This is a genomic window from Ruegeria sp. AD2(2025) (assembly GCF_056542385.1).
Genome location: NZ_JBQFZS010000004.1, coordinates 233,022 through 247,468, shown reverse-complemented (window position 1 = coordinate 247,468; position 14,447 = coordinate 233,022). Strand labels below are relative to the sequence as shown.

General features: G+C 62.1%; 13 protein-coding genes. 5 read left to right on the top strand and 8 right to left on the bottom strand.

Annotated elements, in window-relative coordinates; translation table 11 throughout:
- The first annotated feature begins 55 nt into the window (after positions 1 to 55).
- Both ACR1XV_RS10840 and ACR1XV_RS10835 read left to right on the top strand, forming a co-directional pair.
- The gene (locus ACR1XV_RS10840; RefSeq protein WP_480531136.1) at positions 56 to 1,261 is read left to right on the top strand and encodes a multidrug effflux MFS transporter; all 1,206 of its coding nucleotides are present in this window, start codon (positions 56 to 58) and stop codon (positions 1,259 to 1,261) included.
- 63 nt (positions 1,262 to 1,324) lie between these two features.
- The gene (locus tag ACR1XV_RS10835; RefSeq protein ID WP_480531134.1) at positions 1,325 to 2,725 is read left to right on the top strand and encodes a helix-turn-helix domain-containing protein; all 1,401 of its coding nucleotides are present in this window, start codon (positions 1,325 to 1,327) and stop codon (positions 2,723 to 2,725) included.
- 69 nt (positions 2,726 to 2,794) lie between these two features.
- Here the strand turns inward: ACR1XV_RS10835 and ACR1XV_RS10830 are convergent, their stop codons facing one another.
- The 6 genes from ACR1XV_RS10830 to ACR1XV_RS10805 form a co-directional block, all read right to left on the bottom strand.
- Positions 2,795 to 3,034, bottom strand: coding sequence for an HP1242/YdcH family protein (locus ACR1XV_RS10830; RefSeq protein ID WP_480531132.1), 240 nt, complete (start codon positions 3,032 to 3,034; stop codon positions 2,795 to 2,797).
- Positions 3,035 to 3,159: 125 nt separating this feature from the next.
- The gene (betA, locus tag ACR1XV_RS10825) at positions 3,160 to 4,818 is read right to left on the bottom strand and encodes a choline dehydrogenase (protein ID WP_480531130.1); all 1,659 of its coding nucleotides are present in this window, start codon (positions 4,816 to 4,818) and stop codon (positions 3,160 to 3,162) included.
- A gap of 89 nt (positions 4,819 to 4,907) precedes the next feature.
- Positions 4,908 to 6,416 (bottom strand): choline-sulfatase, encoded by a 1,509-nt coding sequence (betC, locus tag ACR1XV_RS10820; protein ID WP_480531128.1) that lies wholly within the window; start codon positions 6,414 to 6,416, stop codon positions 4,908 to 4,910.
- A complete protein-coding gene (gene betI / locus ACR1XV_RS10815; protein ID WP_480531126.1) occupies positions 6,413 to 6,985 on the bottom strand; it encodes a choline-binding transcriptional repressor BetI in 573 nt (190 codons plus the stop codon). The genes betC and betI overlap by 4 nt, the downstream gene beginning before the upstream one ends.
- A 75-nt stretch (positions 6,986 to 7,060) precedes the next feature.
- Positions 7,061 to 7,981, bottom strand: coding sequence for a DMT family transporter (locus ACR1XV_RS10810; protein WP_480531124.1), 921 nt, complete (start codon positions 7,979 to 7,981; stop codon positions 7,061 to 7,063).
- 40 nt (positions 7,982 to 8,021) lie between these two features.
- Complete coding sequence (locus ACR1XV_RS10805) at positions 8,022 to 8,621, bottom strand: LysE/ArgO family amino acid transporter (RefSeq protein WP_480531122.1); 600 nt, start codon at positions 8,619 to 8,621, stop codon at positions 8,022 to 8,024.
- An 88-nt stretch (positions 8,622 to 8,709) separates the two neighbouring features.
- On the opposite strand from ACR1XV_RS10805, the gene ACR1XV_RS10800 reads away from it, so the two are divergent.
- Positions 8,710 to 9,597, top strand: a complete 888-nt coding sequence (locus ACR1XV_RS10800; RefSeq protein ID WP_480531120.1) for a LysR family transcriptional regulator ArgP — start codon at positions 8,710 to 8,712, stop codon at positions 9,595 to 9,597.
- On the opposite strand, the gene ACR1XV_RS10795 is transcribed toward ACR1XV_RS10800, so the two are convergent.
- On the bottom strand, positions 9,594 to 10,865 hold the full coding sequence (locus tag ACR1XV_RS10795) for a permease (RefSeq protein ID WP_480531118.1): 1,272 nt from the start codon (positions 10,863 to 10,865) through the stop codon (positions 9,594 to 9,596). The genes ACR1XV_RS10800 and ACR1XV_RS10795 overlap by 4 nt on opposite strands.
- Before the next feature lie 145 nt (positions 10,866 to 11,010).
- Positions 11,011 to 11,751, bottom strand: coding sequence for a YebC/PmpR family DNA-binding transcriptional regulator (locus ACR1XV_RS10790; RefSeq protein ID WP_170352472.1), 741 nt, complete (start codon positions 11,749 to 11,751; stop codon positions 11,011 to 11,013).
- Between the two features lie 110 nt (positions 11,752 to 11,861).
- On the opposite strand from ACR1XV_RS10790, the gene ACR1XV_RS10785 reads away from it, so the two are divergent.
- On the top strand, positions 11,862 to 13,634 hold the full coding sequence (locus ACR1XV_RS10785; protein WP_480531116.1) for an SLC13 family permease: 1,773 nt from the start codon (positions 11,862 to 11,864) through the stop codon (positions 13,632 to 13,634).
- Positions 13,635 to 13,650: 16 nt separating this feature from the next.
- Complete coding sequence (locus tag ACR1XV_RS10780) at positions 13,651 to 14,385, top strand: glutamine amidotransferase (protein WP_480531114.1); 735 nt, start codon at positions 13,651 to 13,653, stop codon at positions 14,383 to 14,385.
- Positions 14,386 to 14,447 lie beyond the last annotated feature (62 nt).

The window sequence follows — 14,447 nt, the reverse complement described above, 5'->3', positions numbered from 1 at the left end:
CAACAAACCAAAACAGCCGATGGATATTTGAGCGCGCAGGCTCTAAGGGTGAACCATGCAGTTCAGATCATCTTCAATCGGGCGCACGCCGCCCACGCTTGCAACCCTTGTGTTGCTGTCGGGCCTGTCGGCGCTGAGCATGAACCTGTACTTGCCCAGCCTGCCTTTCATGGCGACCTATTTCCAGACCGACTACAAAATAATGCAGCTGTCGATTGCGCTGTATCTGCTGGTCAACGCGGTGCTGCAAATCCTGATCGGCCCGCTTGCCGACAAGGCCGGGCGCAGGCCTGTCCTGCTGTGGGGGTTGGCCCTGTTCCTGCTGGCCACGCTGGGCTGCATCTATGCCCCAACGATCGAGATTTTCCTGGCCTTCCGCATGAGTCAGGCGGTGATCGTGGTGGGCATCGTCCTCAGCCGCGCCGCCGTGCGGGATATGTATGCTCAGGACAAGGCGGCCTCGATGCTGGGGTATGTGACCATGGGCATGGCCGTGGTTCCGATGATCGGGCCGGCGGTCGGCGGCTTGCTGGAGGAAGCGTTCGGCTGGAAAGCCAATTTCTGGCTACCCTTCGGGCTTGCGATTCTGGCCCTATGGCTGACCTATCAGGATTTCGGCGAAACCGCCGCTACCAGCGGCAAGACATTGGTGCAGCAATTCCGCGAATACCCCGAATTGCTGACCTCCCCGCGCTTTTGGGGCTATTCGCTGTCGTCGGCCCTGTCCTCGGGGGCCTTCTTTGCCTATCTCGGCGGCGCGCCCTTCATCGGCACCGAGGTGTTCGGCATGACCGCGGCGGAGGTCGGTATATATTTCGGCGCCCCCGCACTAGGGTACTTTTTTGGTAACTTCATCAGCGGGCGCTATTCGGTGCGCTTTGGCGTGAACCGGATGGTCCTGTGGGGCTGCTGGCTAAACGCCGCCGGAGTGATGATCTCGGCCATCCTGTTCCTGATCGGCTGGGGCACGGCCCTCAGCTTTTTCGGGCTGATGACCTTTGTCGGGCTGGGCAATGGGATGTCGATCCCCAATGCCACCGCGGGGGCCTTGTCGGTGCGCCCGCATCTGGCCGCCACAGCGTCGGGGCTGAGCGGGGCGATCATGCTGGGCGGCGGCGCGGCCCTCAGCGCCTGGGCGGGTGCCTTGCTGACGCGTGACACCGGGGCCATGCCTCTGCTGTGGCTGATGCTGGCAACCTCGATTCTGGCGATCTGCGCCATCAGCAGCGTAATCTGGCGCGAGAAGCAACTGGGCCTCTAGGCGCTTGCACAGACGGGTTTGCAAAGTTAGCCTGCGATTTCAGGAAACCTGCAAAGAACCACCATGGCCACCCAAAAACTCTATGCGGGCGCCAAGCTGCGCGAAGTGCGTACGCGCCTGACCCTGACGCAAAAGGAATTCGCCACAAAGCTGGGCGTGTCACTCCCGTATCTGAACCAGATGGAGAACAACAACCGCCCGATCTCGACGACGGTTGTTCTGGCGCTGGCGCAGGAATTCGGCATGGACGTCACCGAGCTCAGCACCGGTGACAGCGAACGGCTGGTCTCGGACATGCGCGAGGCGCTGGCCGATCCGGTCTTCGCCGACATGATACCGCCACTGGCCGACTTGCGCCTGACCGCGTCAAACGCCCCCGCGCTGGCCCGGGCCTTTATCGAACTGCATCGCAGCTATCGACAGACCCATGAACGGCTCGCCTCGCTGGACGAAGCTCTGGGTCGCGAAGACGCCCGCATTCAGGCCAGCCCATGGGAAGAGGTCCGTGACTTCTTCCACTATTGCGACAACTATATCGACGCCGTGGACCGCGCCGCAGAACGCTTTGCCAGCCGGGCGGAAGAGGTCGGCAGCATCCGCCAGGCCGCCCTGAACAGCCTGTCGGAACGCGGCATTCACGTGACTTTTGCCGATACCGAAACCCTGCGCAGCTACAGCGCCCCGGACAAGACCCTGCGCCTGTCTTCGCGCGCGGCACCGCAGACACAGGTGTTTCAACTGCTGTTGCAGGTGGCGCTGATCAGCCAGGACAAGCTGCTTGAGGCCACGCTCGACTTCGCCCGTTTCCAAAGCGACGAGGCCCGCGCAATCGCCAAGATCGGCCTAGCCAACTACTTCGCCGGGGCCTCGCTGATGCCCTATGCCGCGTTCCTGTCAGCTGCGCAGGACTATCGCCACGATCTGGAACTGCTCAGCAACCGGTTCGGGGCCTCCATCGAACAGATCGCCCACCGCCTGTCGACCCTGCAACGCCCCGGGGCCAAAGGCATCCCGTTCTTCTTTGTCCGCGTCGATCAGGCGGGAACCATCACCAAACGCCACTCGGCCACGCGGCTGCAATTCGCCCGCTTCGGCGGGGCCTGCCCGCTGTGGAACGTCCACCGCGCGTTTGAAACGCCAGGTCATTTCCTGCAACAACTGGCGGAAACGCCCGATGGCGTCCGCTATATCTCACTGGCCCGCGATGTCTCAAAATCCGGCGGCTCGTTCGGCGCACCGGTGCGCCGCTACGCCATCGCTCTGGGCTGCGAAATCCGCCATGCCGAGGCGCTGGTCTACGCCGACAACCTCGACATCACCAACGCCAGCGCGTTCGAGCCCATCGGCATCTCGTGCCGCATCTGCGAGCGCCAGACCTGCCACCAGCGCTCAGTCCCGCCACTTGAACGCCGCCTAACCATCGACGCCCATACCCGCGGCACCCTGCCTTACGAGGTCACCTGATCTTCTTCTGTTCAAAAATACTTCGGGGGAGTCGCCAAAGGCGACGGGGGCAGAGCCCCCGCCCAGCCCTCAGCTTTTTGTCAAAATCGTCCAGATTTCGTCCTTGAGTGCCGCCCGCTTTTTCCGCAACTCGATCTCCGCCAGACCATCAATCGGATCGACATTGATTTCGGCCCGGTGCACGGTACGGTTAACCTCGTGATATTCGTCTGAAAGCCGTGCGAAATGCGCATCGGTTTGCTTGAGCCGGCTCATCAAATCAATCTTGTCGGGGAACTCTTCAGCCAGCTCATGCGGGGTGTGGGTCATCCTGTGCGCTCCTTTGTTGGCGTTACGCCCGAAGACTAAAGAAAGCGGCCGGAAATTGCATTGACAGCGATCAAGTCCGCGGCGAAATACGCCTGTAATTCAAGCTCTTTTGCCGACCCCCGGCCTCAGCGTTGCGCCACCGCCCAGTCCGGGTGAATCCATGGCCGGTCATTGGCTTTGGGCAGCGCGTCATTGCCCAAAAGATGATCCGACATCTTCTCGCCCACCATGATCGAAGGCGCATTCAGATTGCCATTGGTAATCTGTGGAAAGATCGAGCTGTCTGCGACGCGCAACCCGTTCACCCCGATCACGCGCCCGGTCGGATCGACCACCGCATGTTTGTCATCCGCCCGCCCCATCCGGCAGGTTCCGCAGGGATGATATGCGCTTTCGGCATGTTCGGCGATGAAAGCGTCCAATTCCTCGTCGGTCTGGGCCGCGTCGCCGGGCTGGATTTCCTTGCCTGCGAAGGGCTTGAACGCCTCCTGCCCAAAAATCTCACGGGTCAGGCGGATACAGGTCCGGAAATCCTCCCAATCCGTTTCATGGCTCATGTAGTTGAACCGGATCACCGGCGCGTCCTCGGCCCGCGCCGAGCGCAAGGTCACCGCGCCGCGTGACGGGGATCGCATCGGTCCCACATGCGCTTGAAACCCGTGCCCCTCGGCCGCCGCCTGCCCGTCATAGCGCACCGCCATGGGCAGGAAGTGATACTGAATATCGGGATATTCCACACCCGGCTTCGAGCGAATGAAAGCCGCGCTTTCGAATTGGTTCGAGGCCCCGAGACCCGTCTTGGTAAACAGCCACTGGGCCCCGATCATCCCCTTGCTGAGCAGGTTCCAGTGTTTGTAGAGGGTGATAGGCTGCAACGAAGCCTGCTGAATATAGAGCTCCAGATGGTCCTGAAGGTTCGCCCCAACACCGGGCCGATCCGCGACCACCTCAATCCCATGCTCGGCCAGATGCGCCGCCGGTCCGATGCCCGACAGCATCAGCAGCTTGGGCGAATTGATCGACGAGGCCGCCAGAACGACCTCGCGCCGCGCCCGAATGAGCTCGCGCTTGCCGCTGCGGATCAGCTCGACTCCGGTGGCCCGCCCATCTTCTATGACGACACGCGACGCCAAGCCCCGGACAACCTCGCAATTGTCCCGCTTGAGCGCGGGCTTGAGATAAGCATTGGCCGCTGACCAGCGCCGCCCTTTCCAGACGGTCTGCTCCATCGGGCCAAAGCCCTCCTGCTTTTCACCGTTATAGTCGCCGGTCACCTCATATCCGGCCTGCTGCCCGGCATCGACAAAGGCCTTGAACAGAGGATTCTCGCGCGGACCGCGAGAAACATGCAACGGTCCGTCGGTCCCGCGCCACGTGGCATCGCCCCCGTGGCCGCCATCGTGCCAGGTCTCCATCCGTTTGTAGTAGGGCAGCACGTCGGCATAAGACCATCCATCCGCGCCCATCTCAGCCCAGGTGTCAAAGTCGCGCGCGTGACCACGCACATAGACCATCCCGTTGATCGAGGATGACCCGCCGATCACCTTCCCCCGGGGACAGGCCAGACGACGGTTATTCAGATGCGGTTCGGGCTCGGATTTATAGCCCCAGTCATAGCGTGACATATTCATCGGATAACTGAGCGCGGCGGGCATCTGGATGAACGGCCCCGCGTCGGTGCCACCATGTTCGACCACCAGAACCGAGGCACCGGCCTCGCTCAGCCGATAGGCCATCGCGCAGCCAGCGGACCCTGCGCCTACGATGACAAAATCTGCTTCCATGCTCGTGTCTCCGGTTCCGCGCGGGGCAAGATTTTTCGTCGAAAAATCTCTGCGCCTCCGGCGGGAGTATTTTTAAAAAGATGAAGAAGTTATTCGCCACGCGGAAAGCGCTGGCTTTCCTCGACGGTGTTCAGGTCCATGTGGTTGCGCATGTAGCGTTCCGACGCTTTCTGCAGCGGCTGGTAGTCCCACGGGTAATAGCCCCCTTGCCGCAGCGCCTCGTAGACCACCCAACGTCGGGCCTGGCTGGCGCGGACCTCAGCATCAAAGCGGTCAAGGTCCCAACGGGCTTCAGACTTGGCGCGCAGGGTTTGCAGGGTGCCTGCGTGTTCGGGGTGGTCTGCAAGGTTGGTCAGTTCATGCGGATCGGTCTCGAGGTCGAACAGTTGATCCGGGTCCAGCGCGCAGCGGTTGTATTTCCACTTGCCATAACGCAGCGAGACCAGCGGGGCATAGGATGCCTCGGCGGCATATTCCATGGCCACCGGCGCGGTGCGTTCCACGCCCTGCGCCAGCGGCACAAGGTCTTCGCCATCCGTCCAGGGGGCGATTTCCCCCATGTCGACACGGGCCAGCGACCCAAGCGTGGGCGTTACGTCGATAGTGGACACCGGCGTATCGACGCGACCCGCTGGCAGGTTCGGGGCCGAGATCATCAGGGGCACCCGCGCCGAACCTTCATAGAAGGTCATCTTGAACCACAAACCGCGCTCCCCCAGCATGTCGCCATGATCCGAGACGAAGAGGATGATCGCCTCTTGCCGCGTGGTCTCCAGCACCTCGAGTATCTCTCCGATCTTGTCATCCAGATACGAGATATTGGCGAAATAGGCGCGGCGGGATTTGCGGATGTCTTCCCTTGTGATGTCAAAGCTGCGCCAGTCATTGGCATCGAAAATCCGCTTGGAATGCGGGTCCTGATTGTCATAGCCGAGGTCCGCGACCTCAGGCTCCAGATGCGCGCACTCCTCATAGAGGTCCCAGTATTTGCGCCGCGCCACGTATGGGTCATGCGGATGGGTGAAGCTGACCGTCATGCTCCACGGGCGACCGTCCTTGCCGCGCGCCAGATCATAGAGCTTGGCCTTGGCGTGATAGGCGACCTCGTCATCATATTCCATCTGGTTCGAGATTTCGGCAACACCCGCGCCGGTGACCGAACCCATGTTGTGATACCACCAGTCGATCCGCTCACCCGGCTTGCGGTAGTCGGGCGTCCAGCCAAAATCGGCGGGATAGATGTCGGTGGTCAGGCGATCCTCAAACCCATGCATCTGGTCGGGGCCGACGAAATGCATCTTGCCGCTGAGGCAGGTGTAGTATCCCGCACGACGCAGGTGGTGGGCGTAGGTAGGGATATCGCTGCGAAACTCGGCCGCGTTGTCATAGACCCCGGTGCGCGAGGGCAGCTGGCCGGACATGAAACTGGCCCGACCGGGCGCGCACAGGGGCGACGCGGTGTAGGCGTTGACAAAACGGGTCGATCGCTCGGCCAGCTTCTTCAGGTTCGGCGCATGCAGCCAGTCTGCGGGACCGTCGGGGAAAAGGGTTCCGTTCAGCTGATCCACCATCAGGATCAGAATGTTTGGTTGTGTCATTTTTCGGCCTCGAGAAAGGTCGTCAGGACGCGCAGGGCGTGGTTTACGGCCAGTTGCGGCTCTTGCGGGGCGTTCAGGGCGGCATGGATATAGAGCCCATCGATCAGCGCGATCATGTCTTCCGCCGCCTCGACCGGATCCCGCATCAGCGGGCGCAGGGCGTGGATCAGGTTCGACCGGATGCGGCCCTGATAAATCTGCCAAAGGCGCAGCGCGTCGTCGTTGGTTTGCGCCAGCACGTAAAAGGTCATCCACGCGGCGATTACGTCTGGCGTGAAGCAGGACGGGGCAAAACAGGCGCGGATGATCGCCTGTGCGCGCTCCTTCGGTTCGGCGGCATCAAGCTGAACCCGCGCCTCGGCCCCGAAATCCGACAGGATACGGCGCATTGCGGCCAGAAAAATCTGCTCTTTCCCGCCGAAATAGTGATGGGCCAGCGCGCTGGACATGCCTGCGCGTTTGGCGATCTGGCTGACGGTCACGTCGAGGGATTTCTGCACGCCAAGCTCGGCAATCGTCGCCTTGACGATCGCATCGCGCCGGATCGGTTCCATTCCCAGTTTCGGCATCTCTGCCCCTCTGCCACATCTGTTGATGCAGAAAAGCTAAGGCGTTTTTATTGACCCGTCAATCAATAACCTTTTTCAACGCGCAGCGGGCGGGCTTTCAGACCCTTGCGCGGGTGTCGGGGGCCTGCGCATGATCCGGGCTTCGCGCCAGGTGATGAAGCTGAGCGCGCCCAGGATCAGCGTACCTCCGGCGATCACCCAGATGTCGATACGTTCGTGGAACACCAGCGTGCCCAGCAGCGTCGCCCAGATCAGTTGCAGGAAGGTCACCGGCTGCGTCACCGCCACCGGAGCCGCCTGCAGGGCCAGCGTCATGAAGTAATGCCCGGCGGTCGCAAAACTGGCGACGACGAACAAAATCCCCATGTCGCGCAGGCTGGGCGGCTGCCACACGGCGATGGCGAAGGGGATCAGCGCAAGCGTCACCCAGATCGACAGATGCGCCACCACGACCGAAGGCCGGATGTCGCGCACCAGCACCTTGGCCAGCAGGTAGGACCCGCCCAGCGCCAGCGTTGTACCCAGCATCGCAAGATGGCCGGGCAGCACCTCTTTGAAACCGGGGCGCAGGATAATGAGCACTCCGATCAGGGCCACACCGATGGCGGCGATCCGGCGAAAGGCCAGTTTTTCGCCCAGAAACAAAGCCGCGCCCAGCGTCACGTAAACCGGGGTCAGGTAGTTCATCGCCGTCACCTCGGCCAGAGGGATGCGGGTCATGGCGAAGAACCACAGCATGACGGCAATGGCGTGGATCACCCCGCGCAGGCCGAACAGCGCCAGGCTGCGGCGCGTCAGAGGGGTGTCGAGGATCGCGCGCAGGGCGGGCAGCAAGAAGACCAGCCCGAACACATAGCGCAGGAACGCCGCTTGTATCGGGTTCATGCTGGTCCCGAGGATTTTCACCAGCGCATTCATGCCCACAAAAGACAGACCTGCCGCCAGCATCCAGAACATGCCGGTCAGGGGGCGATAGCTATGGTCGGGTGACGTCATACAGAAGGTTGAACACCGGATTCCTGCCGGGAACAACCCTTCACATGATAACAAGTTTCGCAGCGATCAGCAGCATGACCACGCCGATCACCACATCCAGCACCTGCCACGCGCGCGGGCGGGTGAACACAGGCGACAGAATCCGCGCGCCGTAGCCCAGCGAGAAGAAAAACACAAAGCTTGAGGTCACCGCCCCAATTCCAAAGGCCAGCCGGTCATCATATTGCGCCGAGATCGAGCCGATCAGCACAACCGTATCCAGATAGACATGCGGGTTCAGCCAGGTGAAGGCCAGCACAGTCAGCAGTGCCGCGCGCAGGCTGGTGACTTGCCCCCCGCCCAGCTCCATCGCCGCGCCCCCCTGCAGTGCGGACCGGAAGCTGCGCAGGGCGTACCATGTCAGAAACAGTGCACCGCCATAGCGCATCACGGTCTCAAACCACGGCACCGCCTGCGCCAGCGTCCCAAAGCCCGAGACCCCGGCGGCGATCAGGATCGCATCCGAGACCGCGCAGGTCAGGCACAGCACAAAGACATGCTCGCGCCGCAGCCCCTGCCGCAGAACAAAGGCGTTCTGGGCCCCGATGGCAAGGATCAGGCTGAAGCCCAGGGCGAACCCCGCGATCATGGATGGGAACATGCGACCTCCTTATGTGTCTGCACCGTTGACTACAGGCCGCGGGAAGCCCTATCAAATTAAAGATATTAACTGATATTAAGCTTTGCTAATGCTGCTCGACCCGCATCACCTGTCCGCCCTGTCCGCCATCCTGCGCAATGGCAGCTTTGACGCGGCGGCGGCAGAACTGGCGGTGACGCCCTCGGCCATCTCGCAACGGATCAAGGCGCTCGAGGATCGGGTGGGTGCCGCCTTGATCAATCGCGGCACGCCCTGCACCGGGACCCCTGTGGGGTTGCGCATTGCCCGGCACGCCGAGGATATCGGCCTGCTTGAAGCGCAACTGTCGCGCGAGATCACGTTGGATCAGCGCGCGGGCTCGGCGCGCGTGCGGGTGGCGGTTCCGGCTGATGTTCTGGCCACGTGGTTCGTCTATGCCATGGCGCAGACCGACGAAATGCTGTTCGATCTGGTCATCGACGATCAGGACCATTCCGCCGACTGGTTGCGGCGGGGTGAGGTCAGCGCCGCGATCACGGTCGGCGGCCAGCCGGTCACGGGATGCGACGCGCTGGCGCTTGGAACGTTGCGCTACCTGCCAACCGCAAGCCCGGACTTCATGCGTAGGTGGTTTGCCTACGGTGTCTCGGACCACACCCTGTCCCGTGCGCCGTGCCTGATTTTCAACCGCAAGGACAATCTGCAAAAGACATGGCTGGCGGCGCATACGGGCAGCCGGATCTCTTCGCCCTCGCATTTCCTGCCCTCATCGCAGGGCTTTGTCGAAGCCGCCATCGCCGGGCTGGGATGGGGCATGAACCCCGAGGGGCTGGTGCGTGCCGCAATCGCGGATGGGCGGCTGGTCGAGGTCCTCCCCAACGCCCCGCTGGATGTCGCGCTGACATGGCAGATTGGCCGTGTGCTGGCCCCGGCGCTGGCCCCGCTGACACAGGCGGTGCGGCGCGCGGCGGCTGACGCGCTGATCCCGCCGGGTTAGGCCTGCGACACCGCAGGTTTTGGCGGCTGCACGATGCGATAGCAGGCAAAGGCCGCCCAGAAACTGACCAGCACGATGAACACGATGGCCGAGGCGACCTCGTGCAGATGCGCCACGCCCGCCATCGCCGCCGACAGGATCACCCCGGCCAGCCGGCAGATCGCCTTGATCGCCGCCGCCCCCTGCACGCGCTGATCCTTTGGGGCCACGTCCAGAAAATACAGCTTGCGCGCGCTGGCGATCCCGGTGGCCGCGACCGAAACTACGAACAGCGAGATGGCGTGCAGATGGATCGCGTGATCGAGGTTCAGATAGTGAAAACTCAACAATACGATCCCAGTCACGGCGACCATCAGGTTGCCAGTCACCATCACCGCACGATGGGATTTCAGGTTCACGACCTGCCACAACGGGGCCGAGACCAGATAACCCGACGCGGATGAGATGATCATCGCGGTCAACCCTTTGGCTGACGTGTGATGCGCCTCGGCCGCGATCAATGCGAAGAACGGAACGGATAGGGCGACAACGACCAGCGGCAGGCGCATCACCATATAGCGCCGGAACCACTGCTGTTCGAACATGCTGACGATGCCCGAGATGATTTCGCGCAGGGATTGGCGGGGTCTCTTATCCGGTTGCGAGCTTTTGTCCTTGGGCGCGATTTCGGCCATGCCCAGAATGCACAGCGCCGAGAACAGGAAGAACACAACCGATGCGATGATCACTGCCGAATGACGCGAGAAGGGCGGGTTCTCTTTGGTGATCTCGTGCAGCAGCAACGCCAGCCCGATCGCACCCAGCCCCCCTGCCCCAAGCTGGACGTAATGGATGATCATCCGGGATTTCGACTTCAGGTGATCTCCGAACAGGTCGGACAGCATCAGGGATTGGCTTTCTTCGATCAACCCGATCAGGAAGAAGGCGGCCACAAAGGCAATCGCCGTTAGTGTCACGCTGCCCGTGGCCGCGATCAGCAGGGCCATCAATAGGCAGCCCCCAATGCCTATTTCAGTCAGTGCAATGCCGCGTTTCTTGCGCGCCTGCGCGGCGATGGGGCGGGCAAAGACTACGTCCGAGATCATGCTGCCGACCATGCGGATCGACACCAGCGCCCCGGCCAGAAACATCGGCAATTCCAGAGACACCGCCAGAAACGGCAGCACGACCGAGGGGCTGCCCAGCGTCCACGCCACCTGCGACAGGATGCTTTGCCCGGCCAGAACCGGCACATTGCGCCGCCCCGGATCAGTTGTTTTGGATGCCATCTGCGTTTGCCCTATGCCGCGTGGATCGCGGTGTTTTCCCTGTTGGAAAGAACTGTATAGGGGCAAACTTTGCGGGCCAAGCCCCCCTGAAAACGCAAAAACCCGGCTCGGGGGCCGGGTTTTCTGGTTTAGGTCTGGCGCCACATCAAAGCTGCGCCATGACCTCGTCCGTGGCCTCGAAGTTCGTGGTCACGCGCTGCACGTCATCGTCATCTTCCAGCGCGTCGACCAGCTTCATCAGCTTTTGCATGTCTTCCAGACCCAACTCGGTCGTGGTGGTGGGTTTCCAGACCAGTTTGGTGGATTCGGATTCGCCCAGCGCCTCTTCAAGCGCGTTGGACACATCGTTCAGGTCGGTATCCGCACACCAGATAATGTGACCATCTTCCGAGCTTTCGACATCTTCGGCCCCGGCCTCGATCGCGGCTTCGAAAATCGTGTCCGCGTCACCGGCATCCGCCTGATAGACAACCTCTCCCTTCCGGTCGAACATGAACCCGACCGAGCCTGTCTCACCCAGATTGCCGCCATTCTTGGAAAAGGTAGACCGTACGGTCGAGGCCGTCCGGTTGCGGTTGTCGGTCATCGTCTCGACGATCACGGCGACGCCGTTGGGGCCATAGCCCTCATACCGGATTTCTTCGTATTCGTCGCCTTCGCCCGCAACCGATTTCTTGATCGCACGGTCGATCACGTCCTTGGGGACCGAGTTCGACTTGGCCTCTTTCACCGCCAGACGCAGGCGCGGGTTCTTGTCGGGATCGGGGTCGCCCATCTTGGCGGCCACAGTGATCTCTTTCGACAGCTTGGAAAACAGTTTGGACCGCGCGGCGTCCTGACGTCCCTTGCGGTGCTGGATATTGGCCCATTTGGAGTGGCCTGCCATGGTGCGTCCTCGTCATCATGTTTGCGTGTTCGGCGCTCATATAGACGTTTGCAGGGGATGGGATCAAGAGACCGGCTTGCCCGACCCGCGCCGGAGGCTATGGTGGCGGTATGACGACAGATCAGATCATTCTTTTTTCCCTTTTCATCGCTGTGTTCGGAATGCTCCTGTGGGGGCGCTTCAGGTACGACCTTGTGGCCTTCACCGCACTGATGATCGCGGTGACGCTGGGCGTGGTGCCCGTAGACAGTGCCTTTGCCGGGTTTGGACACCCCGCCACGATCATTGTCGCCTTGGTGCTGGTGGTTTCGGCCGGTCTGGTGCGCTCGGGCGCGGTGTTCATGATCACACGAACGCTGGTCGATGCCTCGCGGGGGCTCGGCGCCCACATCGCGCTGATGGGCGGGATCGGAGCGGTTCTGTCGGCCTTCATGAACAACGTCGCGGCGCTGGCTCTGTTGATGCCGGTCGATATCCAGACCGCGCGCAAGGCGGCCCGCCCGGTCGGGCTGTCGCTGATGCCGCTCAGCTTTGCGACGATCCTTGGGGGGATGGCGACGCTGATCGGGACGCCGCCGAACATCATCATCGCCTCGATCCGGGCGGAAACGCTGGGTGAGCCGTTTCATATGTTCGATTTCGCCCCTGTAGGCGGGATTGCGGCCATCTCCGGTCTGGCCTTCGTCGCGCTGATCGGCTGGCGTCTGATCCCTAATCGCGGCGTGCAGCAGGAAACATCCGAGGTGCTCGCCGAGTACATTGCCGAGTTGACCATCCCGCCCGAGTCGCCCCATATCGGCAAGCGGGTCAGCGAACTCTATGAGGCTGCCGAGAAATCCGACGTCGCGATCATCGGCCTGATCCGGGACGGCAAGCGCCGTTATGGGCGCTCGACCCACGCCACGTTGCACGAAGGCGACGCGCTGGTGCTTGAGGCGCGGCCCGAGGCGCTGGATGAATTCCGGGCCGCTTTGAACCTCAATTTCTCAGACACCCGCAGACAGGAAGTTCTGACCGCCGAGGGCGACGGGCTTGAGGTGATCGAAGTCGTCGTCCCCGAAAGCGCCCGCATCACCGGGCGCACGGCGCAGGCGCTTGGGCTGGCATGGCGGCAAAGCACCGTGCTGATGGGCATCTCGCGTCAAGGGCAGCGCATCACCAAACAGGTCCGCAAGACCGAGGTTGAGGCCGGGGACATCCTGCTGCTGCTCTGCCCACGCGACCGAAGCGCCGATGTGACCGAGTGGCTGGGCTGTTTGCCGCTGGCCGAACGGGGCCTGAACGTGACGGCCAATGACAAGGCGTGGCTGGCGATTGGCCTGTTCGCCGCCGCCGTACTGGCCGCCAGTATCGGGCTGATTTATCTGCCCATCGCTTTGGGTCTGGTGGTGGTGGCCTATGTGCTGACCAAGATCATGCCCATCGCCGATATCTACAATCACATCGAATGGCCCGTGGTGGTTCTGCTTGGGTCCATGATCCCACTGGGCAGCGCCTTGGAGACCTCGGGCGGGACCGAGCTGATCGCCAACGCGCTGATCCAACTGACAAACGGCCTACCCGCATGGGCCATCCTGACCGTGCTGATGGTGGTCACCATGACCCTGTCGGATGTGCTTAACAACACCGCAACCGCCATCGTCGCTGCCCCCGTGGGAATCCAGATGGCCCGCACGCTTGAGGTTTCACCCGATCCGTTCCTGATGACGGTGGCCGTGGCGGCTTCGGCGGCGTTCCTCACGCCCATCGGGCATAAGAACAACACGCTGGTGCTTGGTCCCGGAGGCTATCATTTCGGTGACTACTGGCGCATGGGCCTTCCGCTTGAGGTTCTGATCATCGCGGTCTCGATCCCCTCGATCCTTGTGTTCTGGCCGCTTTGATGGGTAAAGGCAGCGCATGAAACGCTTTCTGATCCTGCAACTACGTCCGGAAACCGATGCCTCGGATGCCGAATATGCCTCGATTCTGGACAAGACCGGCCTGACGCCTGCGCAAACCCACCGCATCCGACTGGATTGCGAGGACCTGCCCGAGAGGCTGGACGTCACCGACTATGCCGGTGTCATCGTGGGAGGCGGGCCGGGCTGCGTCAGTGACGATCCGGCCGGCAAATCTGCGCTGGACGCAAAAATCGAAGGAGCGATCATGGGGCTGATGCCGCAGATCACTGGGCAAGATCATCCATTCATGGGCTGCTGTTATGGTTTGGGCATCCTGACCGCGCATCTGGGTGGCGACGTGAGCAAGCGGCAATATGGCGAGCCGGTTGGACCATCCGATTGCCGCCTGACCGACGAAGGCGCGCAAGACCCGCTGACCGCTGGCCTGCAGCCGGAATTCGAGGCCTTTGTCGGCCATAAAGAAGCCGTGCAATCCCTGCCCGATGGCTGCGTACATCTGGTGGCCTCGGACCCCTGCCCATTCCAGATGATCCGCTGGGGGCAGAACGTCTATGCCACCCAGTTCCACCCCGAGGCCGATGCGCATGATTTCGAAGAACGCATCCATATCTACAAGGATCACGGCTATTTCCCACCCGAAGATGCGCAGTCGCTGATTGATATGTGCCACGCCGCCGATGTCACCCAGCCAGGCGAAATCCTGCGCCGGTTCGCGCAACGCTACGGGTGACCTAACGGAGCGGTTGCCTGATCCACAACCCCTCGCATAGGCTGGCCCGAACGGCCTTGGGA

Excerpts from the sequence above, each read along its gene's own strand:
- ACR1XV_RS10840 (WP_480531136.1), top strand. The coding sequence starts at position 56 with ATGCAGTTCAGATCATCTTCAATCGGGCGCACGCCGCCCACGCTTGCA.
- ACR1XV_RS10835 (WP_480531134.1), top strand. The coding sequence starts at position 1,325 with ATGGCCACCCAAAAACTCTATGCGGGCGCCAAGCTGCGCGAAGTGCGT.
- ACR1XV_RS10830 (WP_480531132.1), bottom strand. The coding sequence starts at position 3,034 with ATGACCCACACCCCGCATGAGCTGGCTGAAGAGTTCCCCGACAAGATT.
- betA (WP_480531130.1), bottom strand. The coding sequence starts at position 4,818 with ATGGAAGCAGATTTTGTCATCGTAGGCGCAGGGTCCGCTGGCTGCGCG.
- betC (WP_480531128.1), bottom strand. The coding sequence starts at position 6,416 with ATGACACAACCAAACATTCTGATCCTGATGGTGGATCAGCTGAACGGA.
- betI (WP_480531126.1), bottom strand. The coding sequence starts at position 6,985 with ATGCCGAAACTGGGAATGGAACCGATCCGGCGCGATGCGATCGTCAAG.
- ACR1XV_RS10810 (WP_480531124.1), bottom strand. The coding sequence starts at position 7,981 with ATGACGTCACCCGACCATAGCTATCGCCCCCTGACCGGCATGTTCTGG.
- ACR1XV_RS10805 (WP_480531122.1), bottom strand. The coding sequence starts at position 8,621 with ATGTTCCCATCCATGATCGCGGGGTTCGCCCTGGGCTTCAGCCTGATC.
- ACR1XV_RS10800 (WP_480531120.1), top strand. The coding sequence starts at position 8,710 with ATGCTGCTCGACCCGCATCACCTGTCCGCCCTGTCCGCCATCCTGCGC.
- ACR1XV_RS10795 (WP_480531118.1), bottom strand. The coding sequence starts at position 10,865 with ATGGCATCCAAAACAACTGATCCGGGGCGGCGCAATGTGCCGGTTCTG.
- ACR1XV_RS10790 (WP_170352472.1), bottom strand. The coding sequence starts at position 11,751 with ATGGCAGGCCACTCCAAATGGGCCAATATCCAGCACCGCAAGGGACGT.
- ACR1XV_RS10785 (WP_480531116.1), top strand. The coding sequence starts at position 11,862 with ATGACGACAGATCAGATCATTCTTTTTTCCCTTTTCATCGCTGTGTTC.
- ACR1XV_RS10780 (WP_480531114.1), top strand. The coding sequence starts at position 13,651 with ATGAAACGCTTTCTGATCCTGCAACTACGTCCGGAAACCGATGCCTCG.